At 63.8% G+C, this 25,427-nt stretch carries 15 protein-coding genes; 7 read left to right on the forward strand and 8 right to left on the reverse strand.

Annotation, left to right across the window (positions count from 1 at the left end; genetic code table 11):
• Positions 1-20: 20 nt before the first annotated feature.
• Positions 21-1,289, reverse strand: coding sequence for a metal-dependent hydrolase family protein (locus V3330_RS10450; protein ID WP_354695364.1), 1,269 nt, complete (start codon positions 1,287-1,289; stop codon positions 21-23).
• 300 nt (positions 1,290-1,589) lie between these two features.
• On the opposite strand from V3330_RS10450, the gene V3330_RS10455 reads away from it, so the two are divergent.
• Both V3330_RS10455 and V3330_RS10460 read left to right on the forward strand, forming a co-directional pair.
• On the forward strand, positions 1,590-4,067 hold the full coding sequence (locus V3330_RS10455; RefSeq protein WP_354695365.1) for a TonB-dependent receptor: 2,478 nt from the start codon (positions 1,590-1,592) through the stop codon (positions 4,065-4,067).
• A 211-nt stretch (positions 4,068-4,278) separates the two neighbouring features.
• Entirely contained in the window at positions 4,279-4,785 is a 507-nt protein-coding gene (locus V3330_RS10460; protein WP_354695366.1) for a RidA family protein, read from the forward strand.
• Positions 4,786-4,943: 158 nt separating this feature from the next.
• Here the strand turns inward: V3330_RS10460 and V3330_RS10465 are convergent, their stop codons facing one another.
• The 7 genes from V3330_RS10465 to V3330_RS10495 all read right to left on the reverse strand — a co-directional run bounded on the left by V3330_RS10465 (position 4,944) and on the right by V3330_RS10495 (position 21,109).
• The gene (locus tag V3330_RS10465) at positions 4,944-8,102 is read right to left on the reverse strand and encodes a WD40/YVTN/BNR-like repeat-containing protein (protein ID WP_354695367.1); all 3,159 of its coding nucleotides are present in this window, start codon (positions 8,100-8,102) and stop codon (positions 4,944-4,946) included.
• 858 nt (positions 8,103-8,960) lie between these two features.
• Positions 8,961-15,185: a putative Ig domain-containing protein gene (locus V3330_RS10470; protein WP_354695368.1), complete on the reverse strand. Its 6,225-nt coding sequence runs from the start codon at positions 15,183-15,185 to the stop codon at positions 8,961-8,963.
• Positions 15,186-15,444: 259 nt separating this feature from the next.
• The gene (locus tag V3330_RS10475) at positions 15,445-18,072 is read right to left on the reverse strand and encodes a protein kinase domain-containing protein (protein WP_354695369.1); all 2,628 of its coding nucleotides are present in this window, start codon (positions 18,070-18,072) and stop codon (positions 15,445-15,447) included.
• A 6-nt stretch (positions 18,073-18,078) separates the two neighbouring features.
• Positions 18,079-18,675, reverse strand: coding sequence for an ECF-type sigma factor (locus tag V3330_RS10480; RefSeq protein WP_354695370.1), 597 nt, complete (start codon positions 18,673-18,675; stop codon positions 18,079-18,081).
• 33 nt (positions 18,676-18,708) lie between these two features.
• Entirely contained in the window at positions 18,709-19,152 is a 444-nt protein-coding gene (locus V3330_RS10485) for a YybH family protein (protein WP_354695371.1), read from the reverse strand.
• 107 nt (positions 19,153-19,259) lie between these two features.
• On the reverse strand, positions 19,260-20,111 hold the full coding sequence (locus tag V3330_RS10490; RefSeq protein WP_354695372.1) for an ABC transporter substrate-binding protein: 852 nt from the start codon (positions 20,109-20,111) through the stop codon (positions 19,260-19,262).
• Positions 20,108-21,109, reverse strand: a complete 1,002-nt coding sequence (locus V3330_RS10495; RefSeq protein ID WP_354695373.1) for an LLM class flavin-dependent oxidoreductase — start codon at positions 21,107-21,109, stop codon at positions 20,108-20,110. The genes V3330_RS10490 and V3330_RS10495 overlap by 4 nt, the downstream gene beginning before the upstream one ends.
• 178 nt (positions 21,110-21,287) lie before the next feature.
• Here V3330_RS10495 and V3330_RS10500 point away from each other — a divergent pair, with 178 nt between their 5' ends.
• The 5 genes from V3330_RS10500 to V3330_RS10520 all read left to right on the forward strand — a co-directional run bounded on the left by V3330_RS10500 (position 21,288) and on the right by V3330_RS10520 (position 25,423).
• Positions 21,288-21,758 (forward strand): c-type cytochrome, encoded by a 471-nt coding sequence (locus V3330_RS10500; protein ID WP_354695374.1) that lies wholly within the window; start codon positions 21,288-21,290, stop codon positions 21,756-21,758.
• A 110-nt stretch (positions 21,759-21,868) separates the two neighbouring features.
• A complete protein-coding gene (locus V3330_RS10505; RefSeq protein ID WP_354695375.1) occupies positions 21,869-23,143 on the forward strand; it encodes a metal-dependent hydrolase family protein in 1,275 nt (424 codons plus the stop codon).
• A gap of 64 nt (positions 23,144-23,207) precedes the next feature.
• Positions 23,208-23,780 (forward strand): hypothetical protein, encoded by a 573-nt coding sequence (locus V3330_RS10510; protein ID WP_354695376.1) that lies wholly within the window; start codon positions 23,208-23,210, stop codon positions 23,778-23,780.
• A gap of 40 nt (positions 23,781-23,820) precedes the next feature.
• Positions 23,821-24,594 (forward strand): NRDE family protein, encoded by a 774-nt coding sequence (locus tag V3330_RS10515; RefSeq protein WP_354695377.1) that lies wholly within the window; start codon positions 23,821-23,823, stop codon positions 24,592-24,594.
• Positions 24,587-25,423, forward strand: a complete 837-nt coding sequence (locus V3330_RS10520) for a DUF3025 domain-containing protein (RefSeq protein ID WP_354695378.1) — start codon at positions 24,587-24,589, stop codon at positions 25,421-25,423. Before V3330_RS10515 ends, V3330_RS10520 begins: the two co-directional genes overlap by 8 nt.
• Positions 25,424-25,427 lie beyond the last annotated feature (4 nt).

A 25,427-nucleotide genomic window follows, 5' to 3' on the forward strand; every position in this document is an offset into this window, starting at 1 on the left:
TGCCGGTACGCGAAGCCGGGTTAGTCCTGTTGCTTGAAGACGATGCCGTCGCGCATCACGAAACGCACGTCGAGCACCGCCTCGATGTCGTCCAGCGGGCTGGCGCCCAGGCCCACGATGTCGGCGGCCTTGCCGGGCACGATGGATCCGGTGGTGTCGGCGATGCCGGCGGCTTCCGCGGCGTACACGGTGCCGGCCTGCAATGCCTCCGTGGGGCTCAGGCCGGCATTGACGTATTCGATGAATTCGTGGGCGTTCTCACCGTGCGGCGAAATCGCCGAGTCGGTGCCGAGCGCAATCCGGACGCCTTTCTCGTGCGCCAGGCGGGTCATGTCCTTGGGCTGGCGGCCCAGTTCCAGCAGTTTCGCCATGCTGGCCGGCGGCAGGTCCTTGAGCGGGCCCTGTTTCATTTTCTCGGGCGTGTCGCCGACATAAGTGATCGGGTAAACCGTGGGTATGATCCACACGTCAAGGCGCTTGAGGATCTTCATCGTTTCCTCGTCGGCCCACATGGCGTGTTCGATGGAGTCGAAGCCCGCCTCCGCGGCCGCGATGATGCCTTCGCGGGCATGTGCATGGGCGGTGACCTTGCGGCCGAGCGCGTGAGCCGTCTCGGCGATTGCCCGCAATTCCTCGTCGGTGAACTGCTGGCCGGTACCGGTGGCCGTATTGCTCAGCACGCCCCCGGTGGCGGTGACCTTGATCACGTCGGCACCCAGTTTCACGGCGCGGCGCACCGCCCGGCGGCAATCGTCCGCGCCGTCACACACGGCCGGTGAAGCCAGTACTTCGAGAATCTCGGCCCGATAACCGTGAACGTCACCGTGGCCGCCTGTCGGGGTAATTGCCGGGCCCGCCACCAGCAGTCGGGGGCCAGCCACCTTGTTGGCCCGGATCGCGTCGCGCAGGGCATACAGCGGTTCGCCGCGTGATCCCAGGTCGCGCAGGGTGGTGAAACCGGCCATGAGCGTGCGCCTCGCATACATCGAGGCATTCAGCGCCACGTCGGCGTCGCTCATCGTGACCGTATCCGTCCGCCGGCCATCGCCGGCCTGGCTGGAAAGATGGACGTGCAGGTCGATGAAGCCGGGCATGACGAATTGATCGGACAGGTCGATCACCCGCCGGTCTGTGGAATTTCCTTGCCCGCCGATGAAACCGTCGCGAATTTCGGTGATCACGCCGTCAACGATGACGATGCTTTGCTGGTTCTGCGCAGGCTCGCCGGGTTGCGCAAGCAGGGTGCCGGCGTGAACCACGACTTCGTCGGCGAGGACGGGGCTGCTCATGGCGAGGGAGAGCAACAGTGCTGAGAGAGTTTTCGCTAGCGCTTTCATGGCAGGTGTCCAAATCGGGAATGTCGGGAAATTTACACTTTAAGTAATCCCACATACCGACCGGTCACGCAAGACAGCGGTTAGTCCTAACTGACTAAAAAGTACCTTGCCTATCGATACTTGCGGCTTATTATTAAAATAGCGTTAAATAGACAAGGCATGGCTTGCACTACCAGACCGAGATTATTTTGGCAGGGCCGGGCCGCGAACGTCGTCGTATTGACGGCGAACCACGTACGGGAGGTACTCTTGATGAAGTTGTACAGGCACACCGGGGATTGTCGACTCAACCGCGCTTCAGCCAGGCGGTATGTTCACCACACACTGTTTTCCGCGATTGTCGCCGGCCTGGCGGCATCCGCGTCACCCATGGTCCTGGCTCAGGACGCCGAAGCCGACAGCGCGAGTCGGGGAGGCCTGTTGGAAGAGGTCGTCGTTACGGCGCGTAAGCGTGGCGAGGAAGTACTGCAGGACATTCCCGCCAGCATCACCGCCATCACCGAACAAACCCTGCGGGAGATGGGCGTATCCGATTTCGAGGATTTTGCTTACCAGGTTCCCGGCCTGACCTTTACCGAAGGAGGTCCCGGTGAGAAGCGTTACATCATCCGTGGTATCCAGTCGGCCGGTCAGCAGCAGGTGGCCGTTTATTACGACGAGGTTCCGCTGCCGGGCGTGCAGGGCGCTTCTTCGAACTCGGGTTCGCAGACCACGGACCTGAAGATTTACGACGTCTCCCGGGTCGAGGTTCTGCGCGGGCCGCAGGGCACCACGTTCGGCGCCAACTCCCAATCCGGTACCGTGCGTTTCATCACCAACAAACCAGTCATGAACGAGGTCGAAGCCTCGGTTCGCGCGGACTACTCGGTGACCCAGCACGGCGGGGACAACTGGGGCGGGTATGCGATGATGAACATACCGCTCGCCGAAGACAAGTTGGCATTTCGCCTGGTGGCCTACAGCACCGAGGACAGCGGATACGTCGATAACGTCCGTCTGGGCATGGATGACATCAACTGGACCGAAACCGTGGGTGCCCGCGGCATTCTGCGCTGGGAGCCGACTGAAAACGTGACCCTGGATGCGATGATTTGGCACCAGGACCGGGACAATGGCGGCGACCTGCGTTACCACCCGTATGACACCATCTTTGACGACAGCCTGACCCAGGCCGAAAAGGTCCTGCTTTCCAGCGACCAGGGTGGCCGGGACAACGTTTCCGAACTCGCCCAGTTCCAGACCGGCGGGTTCAATGTCGGCGACTACACGCAAACCCCGAAGCCGGACGATCAGACGATCTACTCCCTGACGCTCAACTGGGAACTGCCGTTCGCCAACCTGACCGCGGCCGCATCGCGATACGATCGTGACTTCCGCTTCAAGTTCGACTCTTCGTGGATTCTGTTCTTCCTTGGAATTCGGCCCGCAAGCGAAGGGGACCCGGGTACCCGCCCGGACCTGTTCCCGGCCCTGACGGACCAGAAGCAAAGCGTGGAACAGGATGCGTTCGAGATTCGTCTGACTTCGACTCACGACGGGCCGTTCCAGTGGTTGGCCGGCGCGTTTTGGCGTAACCGCGAAAGCGAGTTTCAGAGTTATGTGCCGGTGGTCGATGAAAACGGCGATGTCTTCGACCCCGGCACGGCTCCGGGTGAATTGCTGCCGCCGAACCCCGGTGCCGGCATCGAAGGCTGTCTGCCCTGTGTGTTCGGCCGCATTGCGACCAAGGACATCGAGGAAATCGCGTTTTTCGGTGAAGTCACCTACGCCTTCAACGACTGGCTGGAAGGCACGGTGGGACTTCGCTGGTTCGAAGTGGACCAGTCCGACTTCGGCGTGACCGTGTTCCCGTTCGCATTGTTCCCGCCCAACCCGGCTTTGCCGCTGGAACAGGATTTCAGCGAAAACCGCACGATTCCGAAATTCCAGTTGGCTGCAAAGCCCAACGACAACGTGACGATCTTCGCGCTGGCATCGCAGGGCTTCCGCCTGGGTGGCACCAACAACCAGGGCGTGGTCGACATTCCGCCGTTCTACGAGGCTGATGATCTGTGGAACTACGAACTGGGCATCAAGAGCGAATGGTTCGACAACCGGATGATCTTCAACGCCTCGCTGTTCCACATCGTCTGGGACAACCTGCAGGTGTCCGGTGAAGATCCGACGGGCGCATTCGGCTTTGTCGGCAATGCCGGTTCGGCCGAGGTCACGGGCCTGGAAGCGGAGGTTTTCGCCAGCCCCAACGAGAACTGGAACCTGACGTTCGGTCTGAGCTGGCTGCCCAAGAAGGAGCTGACCGAGGACCAGGTGTCGGACGAGATCGTGGCGCCGGGCCTGGACGGCGACGAGATCCCGCGGATTCCCGAGCTGACGGTCAACGGCACGGCGCAGTACAACTTCCCGCTGCCGGTGTCTGATGGCGGCTGGTGGGGTTTCGTGCGCGGCGAGTACTCGTACAAAGACGGGTCCAGCACCGACCTGAGGCCATTCACGGTCAACGCGGACGGCAGCATCAGCTCGCCCAACCAGCGTGACCAGGATGACTATCAGATCGTGAACCTGCGGTTCGGCGTGCACTCCGATGCGCTCGAGGCGGACTTCATTCTCTACGCCGAGAACGTGTTCGACGTCGAGGGTGATGTATTCCTCAGCGGCGCCAACGGCCAGCCGACGGCAAAAATCACGAACCGTCCGCGAACGGTCGGAATCCAGTTCAACAAGCAGTTCTGATTCCGGTATTTTCCTGAAACCGAAGGGGATGCTCCGGCATCCCCTTTTTTTTGTCGGGAGAAAACCCGTGTGGGACCGGTCACCTCAGGCAGTGGTGCTTGAAACGACCAGGAGAAACGGCATTGATCCACGTGCCCCTGGTCCGAAACCGGAATCCGTATCAGCCGCCGATTCCACGCTTCTGTCGTCCCTGAACTGAAGGAGAATTCAGATGAACGCTACGCTCATTCGCACCTTGCTTGCCGGGTTGGTTTCGGTGGTGGTGATGGTGACGGCCGCTTCGGCGGTTGCCGATAATCGCCAGAATCTGAAGAAGGAAGCGCTGACCAGCGACCGCCTGCCCGACTTCACCAGCATCTTCAACTGGGGTCTGAAGCTCAACAACATCAAAGAGTGGTATCTGTTTGCCGGAATTGCGGCCCAGAATCCGGATTTCAGCATCGTCGATCCCGGAGACTACGTCTCCCAGACGACCTTCATCCTCGAAGAACTCGACATTTTCCTGGCCGAGAACGACCTCACACGCGACGACATCATCCGCATCGAGTTCACGCTGGTGGAGGGATTTTCCGATGAGGATTTCGGCGCGATACTCGGTCAGTTCGCCGGTTACTTCGCCGAGGTGCCGGTCAAGCCGGCGGCGGGAACCTTGCGGGTCGTTAGCGCACTCGCGTTTCCCGGACTGGTGGTGGAGTACGAGGTCTGGGCCGCCCGGTGAGTCGGAAATCCGGGGCCGGTCACCAGGTGCCGGTTAACGAGCGCAGGCCACGGAGAACCGGCAACCGGATGCCGCCAGCTTTTTGACCGTGAGTCCGGACCCGGCCTTTGCGGCCGGGTCCGGCACAGGAAGAAGCGGCCCGTTGGCGACGGCCCGGATCAGCTCCCGGGCGCCGTCACGTGCGGTACGTCGTGTGCTTTCGCCCAGGCATTGATCGGCGCCAGGTGATTTTCGCTGATGGCCCGCAGTTCGACTCGCCGCTGGTCCCATTCCGCCTTCAGATCAGCGAGACGCTCGAGCTGACCACCCGTTATCGGTGCGCCGGTGTAGTCGATCACGTCCAGCAGGTAACGGATCTGGCCGCCGAGCATGGTTTCCCAGGCGTCCTCATCCTCGTAGGTTTCGTGCAATTGCTGGTTGATCTGGTGGTCCCAGGCGATGATCGCATCGATGGCCGCCTGACCGGATTGCTGCAGTTCAGCGTCGCCGGGATACGCGTTCATCAGCCCTTCGACCTGGCGGCGTGCATCGCGAACCTCGCCAAGCCGCCGCATGACATCGTCGAGCAGTGCCGCGGTTTCCTCCAGTCGTCCGCTCCATTCGCGGATTTCCTGTGGTGTGGCAGTGACCCGGGTGTCGGGCACCAGGGTAAATCCGGTTTCCGCTGTGTCGCTGCCCACGGTGATGCGCGCGCGGTAATCGCCCGGCGCCACGGTCGGGCCATGGAAGCCGGCGAAAATGTCCACGTCCTCGGTGCAGTGCACTCCGTCGCGCCGCAGATCCCACATCCACTTGTTGAGCCCTGGTGAGGTGGGCGGATACTCGAGTTCGAACGGCAGGCGCGGATCCATGTTGGCGAGCAGACAGCGGTCACGCGCACTTTCCTCGGTTGAATAGGTGCGAACGAGCTGCCCGTCATCGTCGAGGATTTCGATGGTCAGCGGGCCTTCCGCCTCCTCGCCGAGATAGTAGTAAAGCGGTGCGCCGCGAGGCGGGTTATCGCCCTCGAACAGGTCACCGCTACCGCCGCTGCCGATAGTCATTTCCACCGTACCCGGGTCATACAGGGCCACGGTGCCCGTGCCCGATCCGGCGGCCGCCTGGCGTACGACGAACAGATCATCCAGAACCCAGAACGAGCGGCCCTGGGTGGCGACCACCAGTTTGTCGTGGCGAAGGGCCAGGTCGGTGATGGGCACTGGCGGCAGGTTCAGATCCAGCGACTGCCAGTTGCCACCGTCGTCGTAGGACACGAACAATCCGGCCTCGGTGCCGGCGTACAGCAGCCCGGGTTGCGCCGGATCCTCGCGCACCACGCGCACGAAGGTATCTTCGGGCAATCCCGCATCGATACGGGTCCAGCGCCGGCCGTAATCGGTGGTTTTGTAGATGTACGGGCTGAAGTCGTTCAGCTTGAAGCCCGCCACGGCCAGGTAGGCGGTCGCCGGGTCGTGCGGACTGACCTCGATGGCGTTGATGTAGGCCTCATCGCTGAACTTGCCGCGATGTTTCGGCGACACATCCGACCAGGTCTCGCCGCCGTCCCGCGTGAGGTGCACCAGGCCGTCGTCGCTGCCGACCCAGATCACGCCCTGCTCGTGGGGCGAAGGCGCGATGTAGAAAATCGTGTTGTAGAACTCGGCGCCGACGTTCTCCGGGGTCAGCGGTCCGCCGTTGCGACCCTGTTTTTCGGGGTCATTGCGGGTCAGGTCCGGGCTGATCGGCGTCCAGGTGGCGCCCCGGTCGTCGCTGCGCAGCACCATCTGCGCGCCGTAGTAGATAACCGACGGGTCGTGCGGGTCGGCCACCACCGGCGTGTTCCAGTTGGCCCGGTAGCGCAGGTCCTTCGAATCCTTGCCGTACATCATTTCCGGATAGGGAATGATGACACGGGTGAGTTCCGAATCGCGGTCGTACTCGGTCAGGGTGCCGTTGATCGACGTGGCGTAGATCAGCCTCGGGTCATCCGGGTCGAAGGCGATGTGGGCGCTTTCACCGCCGCCGACGTCGAAATAATCCTCAACGCCAATGCCGCCGTAACGGCTTTCACTGGCGATCGCCACGGTCGTGTTGTCCTGCTGGCCGCCATAAATGCGAAACGGCTTCTGATTGTCCGTGATCACCCGGTAGAACTGAGCTGTGGGCTGGTTCATGATCGACGACCAGGTCTCGCCACCGTCGAAGGTGATGGTCGCGCCGCCGTCGTTACCGCTGATCATGTTGTTCGAGTCGGCGGGGTTGATCCAGTGATCGTGGTGATCGCCGTGCGGCGTGCGCATCTTCTCCCAGGTCTTGCCGCCGTCGATGGACTTCATCAACGGCGCATTGAGCACATACACGGTATTTTCGTCCAGCGGATCGGCCTTGATGTGGATGTAGTACCAGGCCCGCGTATGCAGGACCCGGTGGCCGTCGATCAGCGACCACGAGGCGCCGCCGTCGTCACTGCGCCACAGCCCACCCTGATCCGGTCCGGCTTCGATGATGGCGTAGACCCGGTCCGGATTGCTGGCCGAGACATCCACGCCGATTTTGCCGATCATTTCCGGCAGTCCGCCTTCCAGTTTTTCCCAGGTGTCGCCACCATCACGAGTTTTGAACAGGCCGCCCTCGGTGCCACCGGATTTGATGAACCACGGGGTGCGTCCATGGTGCCACATGCCGGCGTAGAGGACGTTCGGGTTGGTCGGGTCCATGCGCAGGTCGGAAGCCCCGGTCTCCGGGCCGACTTTCAGCACATGCTCCCAGGTTTCGCCACCGTCGGTGGTGCGAAAGACGCCGCGCTGCTCGTTAGGCCCCCAGATCTGCCCCTGCACTCCGATGTAGGCGATGTCGGGGTTGGTGGGATGTATCTGAATCCGGGAGATCTGGCCAGCTTCGGGCAATCCGATGTGTTTCCAGGTCTTGCCGGCGTCGACTGATTTCCACACTCCGTCACCGTGTGAAGTGGTCACGCCCCGGATCGGGGATTCGCCGGTTCCGACATATACCACGTTGTTGTCCGACTCCGATACCGCGACGGCGCCGATCGTCCCGACCTTGAAGTACTCATCGGAAAGGTTTTCCCAGGTCGTGCCCGCATTCTCCGTTTTCCATACCCCGCCGCCGGTGGCGCCCATGTAATAAAGGTGGGGTTTGCCGGGCACACCGGTCACCGTGGTCACCCGGCCACCGCGCCACGGACCGACCAGTCGGAATTCAAGTCCTTCGATTTCCGCGGTGGTGGCAGCCGATGCTCCGGTCGTTGTGATGAGTCCGATCAGCAGGGTCGTTGAGACGGACAGGAAGAAGCGACGTGCAAAGGAAGACATCTGCATGAAAATGAACTCCCGGGCTGGTTTATTTTTGGAGACGGGTTCGAGCGGGCAGAATACCCAAATCGCCGCGGTTTAGCACGTGGATATGGTTCTGACTCTGTTCTGTTTTCGTCTTGTTCAAATTCCGATCATTTGATGCGATCCAGAAAAAATGGGCAATCGAGCCGACAGGCGCTGCGACATATTCCCTTCAGGGCCTTGGTGCAATAGCCTGGAGATTTGGCTGGTTTCGCGTTAGCTGAATTTCGCTCATCTGAAAGGCTCATGGAAATCGTGCCCTCGAGCAGGCAGGTGCTACGGCACATTCCCCTCAGGGTTGTGGCGCAATAGCCTGGAGACCTCGCCGGTTTCGCGTGAGCTGAATTCTGCTTATCTGAATGGCTCATGGAAACCGTGCCTTCGAGCAGGCAGGTGCTACGGCACATTCCCCTCAGGGGACACGGGCTACGGCTTCGCTCCCTTACTCATTTCGCTCCGCTGCGCTGCGCTCAATCCGTGCGGTCACTCTCGCCTGCCCTGTAAACCCTTCCCTGGGGCCTTCGCGCCGCCGTCCTGGCGGCGAGACCCCTGAGGGGAACGCGCCGCATCACCTGCCTGGGCAGATGTGGACCTTCGCGGAGGTTTTCCTCAACTCCGTACCGCTACTACGGCGCTCAAATTCACTTCTGCCTTTCTGTTCGCCCCGCCAAAGTCTCTGCAGCCCAGCCGGGGCATGTCACAGCGCGCGGCGGAACTAGTGGCAACGCCATCGAGTTGGGGGTGCGGCACGGCGAGCTTGATCTTGCGTAAAACTCACAAATCGTGACCAAGCTGAACTGTCAATCGGCACCTCAGGAGCCGCGCCAGACGTCTGGACCTCTACCACGTGAGCGGTGGCAGACAACCCCGAAGGAACGCACTGGCCTCGGCCCGGCCGCTCAGCTTGGGCTTGAGACCCTTGGGCGATGGTACGGACTTGGGAAAGGCATTGGCGATGGATCGTGCTAGCTTGCCCCTCCGGCCCGGGAGGTCGTCGACCTCATTGGCCGCCTGCTCGAAGACGCCTCCGATCTGGTCGTCGACGACATCGTTCACGTCTTCGAATGTCCCGCTGAAGCCGTCCCATCCCACGGTCGGGTTGCCGCTGGCGAAGCACTCGTCAAACGGGATTTCGATGCCGGTGCCCAGTGGCCCGAGACCGACCGCGGCGACCGCCGAAATGCCGCCTTGGGATAGCTCCGACTGCTCGATGCCCACGCCGCCTCCGACGCCGACGCCACCTTCAATGCAGAATCCGATGCCGTTGGGCGATATCGTCACTGAAACGCCACCACCCAGGCCGCTGTAAGCCGAGGCGCCGATTTTGATCAGCAGGCCGGAGAGGTCTCGGTGGTTGATGGGGTCGTTGTCGACATATTGGTAGAAATTGGTCGTCCCGCCAGCGAGCAGCAGCGGGTCCCGGCCGGTGAAACGCCCGGCCGCTGGCTCGTAGTCGCGGAGCCCGAAGCGGAGCAGGTCCGAAACGGGATCGGAGAGACCACCGGCATAGCCGACGGGCAACACGAAAGCCGGGTTGGTGTCGCTGAGCAGTTCGCCGAACGCGCTGTACTCGAGCACCTTGACCGTTGCGCCGCTGGCGGCATCGACTACCACGCGGGGCGAGCCAACGGCGTCGGTACCGACGTAGTACCAGGCGCCACCGCGTCGGAACGCGAACAGTACGCCGCTGTCGTCGTACAGATACTCACTGACCGTCGTATCCGGAGCGATTGAAGCGGTAACCCGGAACGGGTGGTGCTGGTCACCGTAGACGTACATCGTCGTACCGCCGGCGTCGGTGCGGGCCACACGGCGGCCGAAGAAGTCGTGGGTGTAGTTGACCGTCACACCCCCGACCGTGGCCGAGCGCAGCACGCCGTCCGCGTCGTATTCGAAGACTTCCGCGCCGCGGCCGGCGAGGAATCCGTTCCCGTCGTAGGCATAGACGATGCCGGCCCGGCTCACCAGCCGGTCCTGGCTGTCGTAGGAAGCGTTTTCGGTGCCGCCGGCGGTCGTGTGGGTGAGCCGATTGCCGTTGTCGTCCCAGGTGAACGACTCGACCGGGTTGGCGAGACCGTCCTGCACGGCCGTGAGCTGGCCGTCGGCGTCGTAACTGTAATGTCGCTCCGTGGTGATGCCGCCGAGGGTTTCGGTGCGGCTGGTGATCCGCGTGCGATCATCCCGGACCAGGGTGAGATCATGAATTTCGGTGACCGAATGGCTCAGCACGCGGCTGGCGAGGTTCGCGCGGGAGTCCAGGGTGATCTGCAGATCCAGGGTGCCGTCCGAAACCGAGTCGAGCAGGCCCGTGGCGGGCTCACGGGCGAACGTGAACGGACCTTTGCCGGTGATCAGCCCGTCGTCGTCGTAGCCGAATGCCACGGATGGCTCAGCATTCAACGTCCGGGCGGTCACCCGATAGGGATAGGCGTGCGTGTAGGCGACCGTTGCCATGGCGGGGCCGGTTACGTCCATATCGGTGATCAGCCGCCCGTCCAGTACGTAGTCGGTGGCCTGCACAGGCGCGGTGTCCGGTTCGCGGCTCAGGTGACTGATCTGGGTCGTGCTGCCCGGCCCGCTGATTTCCGGAGCATGACCGATGGTCAGTTGCGAGTCCGGCAGGACGGCGCCGGTCGGCAGGCTGTCGAAGAAGAGGTCGTCCCGCAGCGTCCCGTCCGGGTAGGTGAGGCCTTCCCGCCGTCCCAGGCCGTCGATGTCCAGGATCAGCGGGTTCGCCGTCGGCAGCGAGTAGGACTCCAGCCGGTCGTTCGCGTCGTAGGTCATCGTGTGGATCTGGCCTTTCGGCGTGGTGACTTCGGCCCGGTTGCCGTTGGCGTCGAGTGTGAACGAATAACTGCGGCTGCTGGGCAAGGTCGCGGACAGCATTCGGCCGGCGGGGTCGTAAGTCCAGCTCGTCGTTTCGCCCTCGCTGTTGGTGGCGCTGACGAGATCGCCGGCCGCGTTGTACGTCAGGCTGACGCTCTCGTTGAGCTTGGTGATAGACGTGACTCGTCCCGCGCCATCATAGGTGTAGGTCACCGGCGCCACGCCTCCGGGCGGATTCAGGTTCAGAACACGGCCGAACTCGTCGTATTCGATCGAACCGGTGCGCCCTTCAGGTGTCACCCAGGTCTTCGTTCGCGTCGCCACGTCGTAGGTGGTCGTGGTGGTGCGTCCGTCGCGGGTCAGGGTTTCTTCCCACTGCGTCATCGACGTGAGATCGTGAGGGTCGCTGTACGTGACCGAAACGTCGAGGCTCGCCGTCGTGGAAATGCCGCCGGGCGTCTCCATATGGGATTCGACAACCCGGGAAGCGATGGCGCCGTGCCGGGGGTCCGGACCGCGGCGGTACGTGGCGACGGTGCCATCCGGGAAGGCGCCCTCGGTGATTCCGTCCGGGCGGCGGTAGACGACCGTGGTGGCCCCCGTCGGGTCGATCACGGTCTTGACCAGGTTCGCTCCGTCCTGCTCGAGGCGATAGGTCGTCACGTCCGTGCCGCGCCGGGTCGCTGCTACTTCATAGCCGTCGAGACCCAGCAGCGTACGCTCCAGCGACAGGGTGCCGCCGCCGCGATTGGTCGCCAGCGCGAGGCGGCCGAGATCGGTGTACTCGTAGGTAGATGTATTGCCGCGTGGATCGGTGTGCGCGCTCACTGCGCCGATGGCCGCATCGTAGGTAAACGTGTGTGTGTCTCCGGCCGGGTTGACCAGTTGGGTGAGTTCGCCGTCCGTGAAGCCCAGGTCCGTCTGGTGCCCGTCCGGACCGATGACGGCAGTCGCGGTGCCGCCGGCATCGCGTGCGATGGTGGTGGTGCGGCCATAGACGTCTGTCATCGACAGCAGGCGCCCGTCCGCGTCGTAGCCGAACGTCAGCACGTCTCGACTGAGGAAGGTGTCGAACGTGCGCTGGTGCCGGCCGGCGCGGTCGAAGATGTACACGTACCGCCCGTCTTCGGAGGGGACTGGCGTTTCAAGTTCGTCGATATTGCCGAACAGCGGTCTGATCAGATAGACGTTTTCCTGGCCGGTCGACCCCTTGTACATGAGGTCGCCGTCCGCGGTCAGGTGCAGTTCGCCGACCAGGTTGCCGATCCGGTTGCCCAGCGCAAACCCGCCGGGAACGTACTCGACCAGGTTGAATCCCCCCGCAATGATCTCGACCCGCTCGCCGTCGAACAGATAGAGTCGCTGGGTGTAGGCGTTCAAGCCGCATCCGGCCTGCGTGCAAGCGAATGCAGATGCGACGAATACGTTGCCGTCGGATGAGATGGCCAGCGCCTGGGGCTGGCACAGCTCGGTGTCCAGCGCCAGCCCCTCATCGAGCCAATCACCGGTGCAGACGCCCGATCCGATGACCCGCTCCACGATGCCGCCCGAAATGCGCCAGACCTGATGGCCGAACCGGTCGCTGAACCAGATGTCGCCGTTCGGCGCGATGGCGATGCCGTCGGCATAGATCTCCGCGTCGATGGCCGCCTGGCCGCTGGTCAGGCCGGCGCCGACGATCGCGCCGGCGATCCGCATCGCGGTGCCGTCGGGCGTGACCTGCCAGATGCTATCGGAAATCGAGCCGACTTCGTTCGCCGCGATGAAGTACGAACCGGCGGGGCCCGCGGCGATGTCGTTGATGGCGCCGAGGTCCAGTTCGATGGCCGGCCCGACGTAGTCCAGGTTGTCTTCGATCGGCACCGAGCCCACGCCGGTCACCGTGTTGATGATGCCGGCGGGGTCGACGGCCCGCACACGCGAGCCTTGACCGATCAATACCGTGCCGTCCGCCAGGCGTGTCAGATGGTCGGGTTGACTGCTTAGCCGTGCGATGGTCGCCAGTCCGCCATCGCCAAAGGATGCGAACGAGTTGGAAGACCCCGCGAACAGCGACGTGGTGCCGTCGGGCTGAACGCGCCAGACCTGTCCGTTATCACCGCCGTCCTTCTCGCCGACGAGGATGGATCCATCCGGCATGGGTACGGCGCTGGTTTCGTCCGACTGGAAATTGCGATTGGCGTCGAGCTCCCGGACAATTTTGTCCTGCAGGCCGTCGGCATTTCGCCGCATTTCGCCATTGCCAAGTAACAACGAGCCATTTTGGGTCGCCAGGGTATGGTGGTCGGTCAGGGACCAGTCGCCGAGACCCGCCTGGTCCGGGTGGGTGCCTTCGAAGGTGCCAACGTATCGACGCGACAGCACGATTTCCTCGCGTGCGAGGCTGCCGGTGATGGTGACCCCCGGTTGACCGAAAAAGCTTCGGGCGCCGCCGCCTCCGCCTCCGCCACCGGAAGCGCCTCCACTCGAAGCCTGACTGTAGCTGGCAGGGTAGACGAAAGCGATCGTCACAACGTAAGGCTGTGGACCGAAAATCCGCCTGCCGTACACATCGAAACCGTCCCATTCCAGGCTGAGTGACACATCTCCGGTTGCCAGTACGGTGTAGGACTCTTTTTTCCCCGCGACTTCGAGGGTAACGCGAACGCTGGTGGCGATTTCTGGAATGTCTTCGTCCGGAATCGAGATCTGCAGGGAGCGTCCGGCGACGTGGTTCGGTGCCCGGTCGCTGCGGTAATGCAGCGCCTGGGTGGTGCCGGCGAGCAGAATGTCCTCGCGCATGATCTGGGACTGGCACTCGATGCGGGAGAAATTGAACGTTGGGCAGTCCCGCCCTGGGACGAAGCCGCCGCGGTTGGGCCGGTGGCCCGGCTGCGGCGCCAGGGCACCGTCCGGCGGCCCGAACGGCCAATTGCAGTCCCACGGACTGAAGTGGGGTACCGCGGCGCGCCACAGCTCCGTGCCGGGATCGTAGCGTACAGCGAGCTGGGTGCGTTCCTGGTCGGTCATGCCAATGGACGCGGGATCGTCCGGGCTGCCATCACCATCCAGATCCACATCCGCCATCCCGTCGGTTTCTCCGACGATTTCCAGTACCAGGCCATCCGGCGCGGCTTCCCACTGCCCCGCGGTGCGGTCGTAACCGCCCAATGGCACGGCGGTGCCCACGGGAAAGTCCAGGAAATTGTCCACGTAGAATACGGCATCCGGCTCGAAATGGACGCGCACGGCGCCCGCGGCGATCGCCTCGTCGACCGAGAACTCCGCGGCATACGTATAGCCCGATGTGGGTGGAAGTTCCGCCGGCATGGCCTCGGGCCCGTTGGGGCCGACCGTGTACTCGGTGATACGTACGTCGAGCGAACTGAGTGACTGGGTGCTTCCGTCCGGGAGCTCCATTTCCGCCGTCGTCCCCGGCTGAAACAGCAGCACGCCCTGGCGCTGGCCGTCGGCGTCGGCTTCGACGTCGCCGGGCGCCACCGGCGCTTCCGTCGGAGAGAGGTTGACGGTCGTAACGGTCGAAGAGAGCGGAACGAGCCGCACGGTATCCAGTGTGCGGAATTGATTCCAGGGCAGTTCGACGTGCCGTTGCGCGGTCAAGTATCCGTTCAGCTCGAATTGAATCACGACGGTGCCGCCGCCGTTGACGGCGAGATCGTACGAGCCGTCACTGCGGGTGAGGGTGTAGCCCACCTGGTCCTGTTGCAGCGCGGTAACCCGAGTGCCGCCCAGAGGGGCGCCATCACGGCTCAGCACCGTGCCTCGTGCGACGGCCACGCGGCGGGCTTCCAGCGCGCCTTCCTGGACATCGTTCTGGATGGCGTCGGGACCGTTGTGCAGGAATTCCACCGAGTCCGCGAACGGGGTTGCGACGGTGTCGTCGATGTCCGACGGAACCGGGAGCGGGCCACCTCCCGAAGCGACAGTGATGGTCCAGGATTGCTGATCCAGGCCGTCGTTGCCATCCGTAACCTCGATCGTCACGGGAAATTCGCCGGCCTCGTTGGGCGTCCACGTGATCTCGCCGGTGGCTGAGTCGATGTCCATTCCGGATGGCGCCTGCAGCAGCGAATATTCGAGGGTATCGCCGTTCGCGTCGCTGGCGTCGACATCGTAGCTGTACGGAGAATCGATTTCGGCGCTGGTCGGGGGAGTGGAGACGATAACTGGCGCCTGGTTGCTTTCGAAGCCATCGACGAAAACGATGTCCTGCCCCCAGGCCGCAAGACTGGCGAGCATCAGCACGCTGCCGAGTATCGCTTTGGCCCAGATCCAGGATAACGCCGTTTCGTTACGGGCAAGGCGTTGTCTGCACCGGTAGCGCGGAGGATGAGTCGATGAAAGGCTGGCTTGCTGTGCCCGCAATGTGGCGTTGCGCGAAGGCTGCATGAGTATCCGGATTATTCAGTGACAGGGTGTAGAGGAATTGCACCTCTCACTGAAAAGAACGAAAAAACCGGGAAAATGCCGCCATTAGCGGCGCGGTAGCGTGCCAGGATCAGCTTTGCCGCGCCTGGGTCAGGGCCTCCCGACAGGCTTCCAGGTGCTCTCCTGAAATGCCGACTTTGCCGGTCAGGCCATCGACGGCCCGCTCCAGCAGCGAGATGCCCTGTTCCCGTTCTCCGTTACGAACCAGGCTGTCGCCAAGCAGGCAGCGTGCGCGGAGCAGGGCCGGGTGATCGTCTGACACCTGCCCCTGGAGCAGGGTGAGCGCCTTGCGGGCGTGCTGCTCCTGCAGGGCATCCGCTCCGATTCCAGCATACGCGATGGCCAGAGAAACATGAGGATAGGCTGTTCTCGAGTGACCGGGTGCGTTCACCAGTGCATAGATTCGTCCGGCTTCTTCGAGTGGTGCGATGGCTTGGTCGTAACGGCCCGTGTGAACCAGCTGCGAACCGATATTCTGCAGCGAGTCGGCGACCTGGCGATGTGTGTCACCAAACTTCTCCCGCCGCCGCTCCAGCACTCCGCGGTGCAGCCAGATGGCGTTCTCCCGGTTTCCAGCCAGCGAATGGCTGTAGGCCACGTTGTTCATGACGGCCAGCACTTCCTCGTGCAGCGGGCCCAGGCGTGACTCCAGTGGGGGCAGAATTTCGTCGTAGATGGCGATGCTTTCCGCGTAACGCCCCTGATTGCTGAGGTTTGCCGCAATCCGTGCCCGACTGATCAGGGTGGCGACGTCCTGCTCGCCGCGATTCTTATGGTTGATTTCATGGGCCCTGGCGTAGGCGTTGTACGCTTCCTCAACCTGGCCCAGCAACCCGAGGCTGTTCCCGTACACCGTCGTCGCCTGAGCCAGCAAGCTGGGATCCTCGACTTCGGTCTCGAGCGTTTCGACGGCCCGACGCCCGTGGGGCAAGGCATCTTGAGCTCGACCATAGGTATTGTGGTAGCGGCCGATTTCAATATCGATCAGGGCAGCTTCCCTCAACTGATCCGGAAAGGCTTGAGCGATGCGTGCCAATAGCCGTTCAAGCGTTGCAACGGCGGTCCGGGTTTCACCGACCACCATTTGCGACTGTGCCCGTTTGCGTTGAGCCTGCAAGCTCGCGAACGAATTCGCCGTACCCAGCGTCCGATGCAGGGCGAGCGTTTTCTCGCGCAGGGCGACCGAGCGTTCGTGTGCGGCGAGGTTCTGGTAGACGTCAGCCAACGCGCCGTAAAGCACGACCTGAAGCTCAGGGCGGCCCTCGAGCTGCGTTTCGATGGTGGCTTCCGAGTGCTGCAGGATGTCGCTGACCCGGGCATCGGCGCCGCTGCCGGACCAGGGATCCGGTGACCGAATGAAACCCACCAGCAAGTCTCTGACTTCCGCCGCCCTGGCAGCCGCATCGAGCGCGGACTGGCGCTCTGCTTCCAGTTGGCGGTTGAAGTGCGCCAATACCAGAATGAAGACCAGGCCGCCGGCCAGTGAGAGGCCCAGCGCGGCGGACAACACCGGACGCCTGCGGGCGAATTTTCGCAGCAGATAGGGGGCGGTGGCCTGGCGGGCGTTGACGGCCCGTGAACTCAGGTAGTTCTCGAGATCGGCGTCGAGTTCCGCAGCTGAGGCGTAGCGGTCTTCGGGGCGAGGCTCCAGCGCCTTGAGCAATATCCAGTCGAGGTCGCCTCTCAATTCGCGTGGACGAAAAGGTGAGGCACCGTCGACCTGCAGCATGGCTCGGCTCGGTGTCCGCGGAGGCGCCTGGTGCCTGTCTGGACCTCCGGAGAGGCCCAGTGCATCGCGGGCGTTCGAAACGCCGGTCAGAATCTCGGTGAACAGCAGTCCGAGTTGGTACACGTCGGTCGCCGAGGTGATCGCCTCACCGGCCACCTGTTCGGGGCTGGCGTAGCGGGGCGTCATGGGCCGAACCACATCGACGGTTTGTGCTGCAATGGCGGGGTCGACATCGGAGCCCAGCAATTTCGCGATGCCGAAGTCCAGCAATTTCACTTGCCCCGCGTCCGTCACCAGGATATTGGACGGCTTCAGGTCGCGGTGAACCACGAGGTGCCGATGCGCGAACGCGACCGCGGAACAGATTTGGCGGCAAAGTTCGAGCCGCGTTTTGAGCGGCAGGTTGCGCTCGGCGCAGTAATCCGTCACCGGCCGTCCTTCGATGTACTCCATGACGAAGTACGGCAGTCCGTCTTCGGTCCTTCCGCCGTCCATCAGCGTGGCGATGTGTGGATGATCAAGCAGCGTCAGAATCTGACGTTCGGCGAGAAAGCGCCGAAGCACGTCGTCGGAGTCGACCCCGCGCTGCAGCACCTTGATCGCGGCCACCTGCTCCCATTCCGTGTCGATCCGGCGCGCTTTATAGACCACAGCCCGGTATCCACGCGCGATTTCCCGATCCAACCTGAACGAACCGAGTACCTGGTTTGACCGATCGGTCGCTACGGCCATGACTCCGTCTTCGAGATCGAGCGCCGCTGCCAACAGCCTGTCGCGGGAGTGCCAGGCGGAAAGGGAAAGGAACGTGTCGGAGGAGCGGAACTGTGCAATCAGTTCGCGGAGTTCGTGGGCGAGTTCGGGATTCTCGCCCGCCAGGGAGTCGATGAACCGTTCCTGGGCCGTTTCGTCCTGCTCGATCGCCTGGTCGAACAGTTCGTCGATGTATTCGAAGTGTTTATGGCTGAGCATGATTCCTTACGCGTTCATTTTGGACTTGTCCTCCTGGAGAAAACGCAGCAGGTACGCCTTGGCCTTTCGCCAGTCGCGTTCAACGGTGCGCGGGGACAATCCCAGGGCATCGGCTGTTTCCTGCACGTTCATGCCTCCAAAAAACCGGCACTCGACGATTTTTTCCAGACGTGGCGAACGTCCGGAGAGTCGGTGAAGGGCGACATCGAGATCGAGCACACCGACATCCAGCATAGGCTCGATGAGTGAATCCTCGATCCGTTCGTGCGGTGCATTGGCGGCATCCCGTTTCGCGGCTCCGGCGCGGCGCGCATAGTCGACTATGATGTGGCGAATAATGCGTGAAGTGAGGGCCTTGAGGTGCTGCCGGTCCTGCAGTGAGAGTTCCGAGTCAGTTCCCGCCATTCTCAGGTAGGCTTCGTGTACCAGGGCGGTCGTCTGCAGCGTCAGATTCCCATAGGCACCCCGGCGATGCAGGTGGGCGATCTGACGCAGATCATGATAGATCTTGCCGATCAAATCATCGAGATGTGCGGCATTGTCTTCGGCCGGTGAATCGTCCCGCCCCCGCCCCGATTGCGAACTCATATCATCTTCGGCCACTTTTCTGTTCCGTGTCGGCGTCTTTATCGGTCATCATTCCTGTGGTGGCAGCGGTACCGAGGCGTGGTCCGCGAGGTACAGCCATTGGCCCTCGAAGTTTCGGGCCACATCCATGTAGCGTCCCTTCATGACGATGGGTTCACCGCCCGCGCGCGGCTGCGCATTGATTGTGAACAGGCCCCAGGCCGCGGCCAGATCGCCGGACTGGACCATGTGCTGTTCGGACAGCGTCGCCGACATGACCTGGTACTGTTCGAAGAAACCGCCCCAGGACTGGCGTGCGGAGTCGGGTCCGTAACCGATCATCCGATCGGGGGTGAAGTTCGTGGCATCATCGGTGTAGCAGGCGGCGATGCCGTCGGCGTCACCGGCCCGCAGGGCTTCCATGAAGGCGTTCTGCAGGGCTTCGGGGCTGTCGAAGCCGCTGGCTGTGGTGGCACAGCAGACCAGGGACAGAACGATAATTCGCGGACTCATTGGCGTCTCCCGTGATCTGTGAATTCAGTTTACCCAGCATGTCCCGACCCGTGCCCGCGGTCAATATCCGGTGGCCGAGTGCGGGGTGAAACGGCAGCGCAGACGACTCAGTCGAACGGGTAGACGGTTCGCCAGTCCGGGGGGGCAGTCACGTTCAGTGCGCCACCAATCGCGGCGATGGCCTGTTCCGCGATCTCCGCCGTGGTGCGGCCATCGCGGGTGAACGCCGAGGCGTAGAGTTCGGCCGTGATGGATGCATGTTCGGTTTCCACGCCGAACCACCCGGACAGGATCGCCGCCGTGCGGTCGGGTTCTGCGTGGATCAGGTGGAGGCTTTCGCGATGCACATTCGTTAAGGCCGATACCAGCCCGGGATCGCGCTCCAGCATGGACCGGTCGACTCCGAGCCCGGTGGTGGGCAGTCGCAGATGGTCTCCGAAAAAGCAGGTCTGGTGCAGCCCCAGTGCCGTGAGCCGTGCCGGTGGGACCGCGGAACTGAGCACGGCGCCATCCGCGCTGCCGCTTCGCAGCAGGCCGATGCGCGCCACGTCGTCGCGGGCGGGCAGCAGCTGCACGTCGCTGTCGGCGTTCACGCCGGCCTGCCCGAGGATGACCCGGGCCAGGTTGTACGGGGGTGCCTGAACGGGAAAGGTCGCAAGGCGCCGGCCTCTGAACCCGGCCAGGGCCGATACTGGCTCCTGCGTCCAGATCCAGAACATGGGGCGGTCGACGGCGACGAACAGCACCCGCTGGGGCAGCCCCCGGATCGCGCTGGTCAGGGCGGCGCCGCAACTGGCCTGGAACACGTCGGGCGGCAGCTCGGTATCCGCCACGAAGGTGATGTCGGTGAGGGTGATATTGAGATTTTCGCGCCGGTACAACCCGGCTTCGACGGCCATGAAGTGAACCAGCAGTTCATGCGGGTCGAAAGCCTTGAAACCGAGGGTCACGTCGCTCATGCGGGATCCTGAAGGTCCGGCAGCACGCGTTCGGCCAGCAGATTGATGATCTGGTCCGGGTGTTTCGTGGCGATCGGCAGCACGAAGTTCTCCACTCCCAGATCCATCAGTTCGCGGAAACGGGGTACGGCTTCTTCGGGGGTGCCGGCGATGGCCACCGCGTCCAGGATGCGGTCGGTGATCAGGCCCGCGTGTTCGGCGTTCATGTCGCCGTGGCGCTGGTAGTCGTAGCGTTCCTTCATGCGTTTGAGATCGGCGTACAGGTCGTCGGGAATGTCGTCCCGTGGCACGGCCGAGTAAATCGTACCGGCAGCGACCGAGGCGTAGCCGCGCACCTCGGTGCGCACCGCTTCGCGGTCCTCCGCGACGCCGCAGGCCAGGCGCTGGTAGAGCTTGATGTCCGAAGGATCGCGTCCGGCCTGCTCCGCGCCGATACCGATGTTCTTGCGTGCGTACCGGACCAGCGCCGGGTCGGCGCCGACCTGGAACAGCACGCCGTCGGCGATGCGCCCGGCCAGTTGCAGGGATTTCGGGCCGGTGCAGGCCATGACCACGGGGACGTTCCGCGGCGGCCAGCTCACCTCCAGCGTCTGACCATCGAATTCCACGGGCTCTGCCCGCAGCAGTGAACGCACCACGCCAATCACCTCTTCGAGCCGGGCCAGCTTCGAAGGTCGCTGACCGATGGTGTGGATGGCGCTCTCGCCGACTCCGATGCCGAGAACCGCGCGGCCGCCGGACAGCTCGTCCAGGGTGGCGAAACTGTGTGCCAGCACGGCCGGATGACGGGTGATGATGTTGGTGACCCCGGTGGCCAGTTCCATCGAGCGTGTGCGCTTGGCGAACAGCGCCAGGGCCATGTAGGCATCGCGAAATATGGATTGGGAGTCGGCCACCCAGACGCCGCCGAAGCCGAGTTCGTCGGCGCGGGCGATCCAGTCCGTGAACTCGTCCAGGGGGCGGTTGGGCAGAATACCGACGTGAAAGGATACGGCCATGATTGCGAAGCCTCGCGGAAATGGGCGCCGGGTGGCGATGCTTCAAACCCTACGCCGGCACCCCGGCCCGGTCTTGATTCTCGCTGCATTGCGCATTGTCCGGAAGCGAAGCCGCCGGCCGGCCGGTCCGGGCGCGAACGGGTATCGATGGATGCCCGGCCGGGGAGTCAATGATTCGATGACGTGCATCATCATCCAGTTCCTCGACGCGTCGTATTGTGACTGGCGGTCCGGACGGATGCGCCCACTGGAGGCAGACATGAACCTGATCAGAATTCCCGCGTTGATCGTGACTTGCCTGGCCGTTTTGTCGGTCACCCAGGCCTGCGGGGCGGATCAGGCCCCGGACGAACTGCAGCCGCCTCTCGATCTGCCGGCCCTGATCGAGCGTTGCGAGGCTTGCCACGGTCCGGGTGGCGTATCGAGCCGTGAAGAGGTTCCCAGCCTGGCCGGAACGCCGGCCGAGCGCATCATCGCGTCGCTCGAAGCTTTCTATTTCTACGAGCGGCACTGCCCCACCGTTCAGCCCGATGAATCCGGTTCTCACTCCGGCCCCGACAACATGTGCAGCGTCGCCAGCACACTGGCCGATGACGAGGCGGCTGCACTGGCCCGGTACTTTGCCGGGCGGGGTGCACCGAACGACTAGAGCGGGCCTTTTTGGGCGGGATGGGTGCGCCGCCGGCCCGGAAGCGGCGGCAGGTCCCGCACGGCGCTAGAATGGGCGCTTCCCGAAAGCGACCGACGAGGATTCTGATCATGCACTCATCAATTCGCCGCCTGGCGTGGATACTCTGCCTGTCCCTGGTTCCCTTCAGCGCGTGGGCGGCGGGCGAAGCCCGGGTAATCGAAGCCGCTGCGTGGATGGATGTCGTCAGCGGAGAGATCGAGCGTCCGGCACGAATCGTCATCGAAGGCGAGCGGATTATCGCGGTCAATCCCGACGAATTGCCGCCGGACGCGGAAGTTGTCGACCTGGGGGAGCTGACCCTGTTGCCGGGCATGATCGATGTGCACACCCATCTGTCGCTGGAAATCATTCCCGGCTGGACCACTGAGGCGGTGCGATGGCTGCCCGGCGAATACGCCATACGCAGCGCGAAGAACGCGCGCATTACCCTGTTGGCCGGGTTCACCACGATTCGCGAGCTGGGCGCGGTTCCGCCGTTCACGGATGTGGCGACCCTGCGGGCCATCGAGCGCGGCGAGATCATCGGTCCGCACATCATCCCGTCCGGGCACGCCCTGAGCACCACGGGTGGGCATTGCGACACCACGGGTTTCGCTCCGGGCGTGGGTGAGCGCGATTACCGCACTGGATTGGCCGATGGCGTCGACGAGGTGGTCAAGGCCGTGCGTTACCAGATCAAGCACGGGGCCCAATCCATCAAGGTCTGCGCCACGGCGGGTGTTCTGTCTTTCGAGGGTCCGGTCGGCGCGCAGCAGTACTCATTCGAGGAACTCAAGGCCGCCGCCGAGGAAGCCCATCGCCACGGGGTCAAGATTGCCGCGCACGCGCACGGCACCGAGGGCATCATCGCCGCGTCCGAGGCGGGCATCGACTTCATCGAGCACAACAGCCTGATGACCGAGGAAGCGGCGAAGATCATCCGCCGCAACGGCACGTGGGTGACCCCGAACATCCATCTGACGACCGCCATCGACATGAACGCGCTGCCGCCCGCGCTGCGCGAGAAGGCCGAGTACGTCAGCCCGCTTTCCTACGAGAGTTTTCAGCGCGCCCTGGACATGGGGCTGAACATCGCCTTCGGCACCGATGCCGGCGTTTATCCGCACGGAGAGAACGCCCGCGAACTGGAGGCCCGGGTTGGCCTGGGCATGGAACCCGCCGCGGCCATCCGCAGTGCCACCGCGGACTCGGCCCGAGCGCTGGGCCTGGACGATCGGGGCCGCATCGAGCCGGGCCTGCTGGCCGACCTGATCGCGGTGGAGGGTGATCCGGTGGACGACATCACCCGGCTGCAGGACGTTCGTTTCGTCATGAAGGCCGGGGTGATCCACAAGCAGCCTTGAAAACGGACCCGCTCCGGTTGGAATTGACGTACGCTGGGTATTCCTGACAAACAGGAGGTGATCCATGAACAGGTTGTTCGCAGGCGTGGTTTTCGCGGTGCTGCTTTCGGGCTGTTCGTCGGTGTTCGTCACCGAGCCCGTTGGCGAGACGGTGGAGCCGTTGCAGATTGAACAGTGGCAGGGCAGCTGGACCAGCGGCGAATTCGTGCTGATGACCACGGTACTCGAAGCCGAAACCGGCCTGCTCGAAGCCGCGTGGCTGGAACGCGGAGACGCCGGCGCGCGGATGGAACGATACGAGGGGCAGGTGCGGCGCACCGGCGACTGGCTGTTCATCAACATGACCGAACCCAATCAGTCTGCGCCGGCCCCGGACGGTGAGGAAGCGGAGGTCACGGTTCCGGAGTACCTGTGGGCGCGGCTGAGCAATGACGGCCGTACGGTGCTGATGTGGTGGCCGAGCCCCGAGGCGTTTCGGACCGCCGTGCGCGATGACCGGGTGCCGGGCGTGATCAAGGACGACGATGACGTTCGCCTCGAGCCCCTGACGCCGGAACAGCTCGCCTGGATCAACGACCCCGGATCCGGCCTGCTGAGTTGGCAGGAGCCGATGGTCTTCGTGCGCATCGGCGATTGACGCCGGCAGGCTGACCCGTCCGGGACGACACTGAAACGCCATGTGCCTGATTCTGTTCGCCTGGCGAACCCACCCCCGTTATCGTCTGGTGCTCGCGGCCAATCGCGACGAGTTTCACGCGCGGCCGACCGCCGCCGCCCAATTCTGGGACGACCATCCCGGCCTGCTGGCCGGCCGCGACCTGCAGGCCGGCGGCACCTGGCTGGGCGTCACCGGGTCCGGGCGCTTCGCGGCGATCACCAATTACCGCGAGCCGCGGCAGCCCGAGCCGCCGCCGGCCCGGTCGCGTGGCCACCTGGTGCGTGATGTCCTGATCGCACGGGCAGCGCCGTCCGCGTGCGCCGATCGCGTGGCAGCATCGGGCCAGGCCTATGGCGGTTTCAGCCTGCTGCTGGGGGACGCCGACGAACTGGTCTGCGTGTCGAACCGCGCGCCGGCGCCGGTGGCGGTGAGCGCCGGGGTTCACGCCCTGAGCAATCACCTCATCGATACGGACTGGCCCAAGGTCCGACGCGGTCGCGAGCGGCTTTCCGCCGCGCTGGAAGCGGAACGTATCGATCCGGATGCACTGCTGGAACTGCTGGCGCATGACCGCCCCATCGCCGGCGAGGAACCACCGGGTTTCGATCCGCGGCTCGATCCCGAGCGGTTGAGCCGACTGCTGTTCATCCGCTCTCCCGAATACGGAACCCGTTCTTCGAGCGTGGTGTTGATCGACCACGAAGGACGGTTGGAATTCGTGGAGCGTCAGTACGGTCCGGAGGGTGGGACGATCGACACCCGGCGGTTCAGCCTCGAGCCGGACCGTGCCTGACCGGTACGCCGGATTCGACGAACCGTACTGGGCGGACTACCGGGACGCCCTGCGGCGCGGTCCGCCGGACGGAAGGGCCGTGCTCCCCGCCCCGGAAGACCTCAACGCCTGCCTGCCGACGGGAACCGTCAGCGGCGGAGGCCAACCGATACGCTTCGTCGATGCCGATCGCCTGCCGAATACCGACTACGAGCGACATATCTTTGAGACCGGAGAGGTCAGCACGCGCCGGAATAGCTGGCATGATGTTTTCAATGCGCTGGTATGGTCGCGGTTCCCCGCCGTCAAGGCAGCCCTCAATGCGCGGCATCGGGCCGAAATCATTGCCGGAATGTCGCCGGGCGACGCCGGCAGGCGCGGGCCCGTACGCGATGCCCTCACCTTGCTGGACGAATCCGGCGCCCTGGTCGTCACGCACCGGGCCGACGTGAGCGGGATCATGGCGCGTCACGACTGGCGCACACTGTTTGTCGATCATCGCGACCGGTGGCGGAACGATATCGCCGTCTTCGTGGTCGGTCATGCGGTGCTGGAGAAGTTTCTCGATCCGTACAAAGCGATAACCGCGCATGCCATCTGCCTGCGAATCGAACCGGCGCCCGGCAGGTTTGCGCGCGCGGAATTGCGCCAGCGAGTGGACCGCGAACTGGCTGCTCGCATCCGGTCGGGCCTGTGTTTGAACAGCACCGCCGAATTGCAGCCGCTGCCGCTGATGGGTATACCGGGCTGGTGGCCCCGTCCGGAGCAGGACGGCGGTTTCTACGCCGACACGCAGGTATTCCGGCCGGCTACCGGCAAACGTAATCCGCTGATCATTGAACTGGAGTGACTCG

Origin of the sequence: Elongatibacter sediminis, from assembly GCF_037892215.1 — a bacterium.
Lineage (GTDB): Bacteria > Pseudomonadota > Gammaproteobacteria > Xanthomonadales > SZUA-36 > Elongatibacter > Elongatibacter sediminis.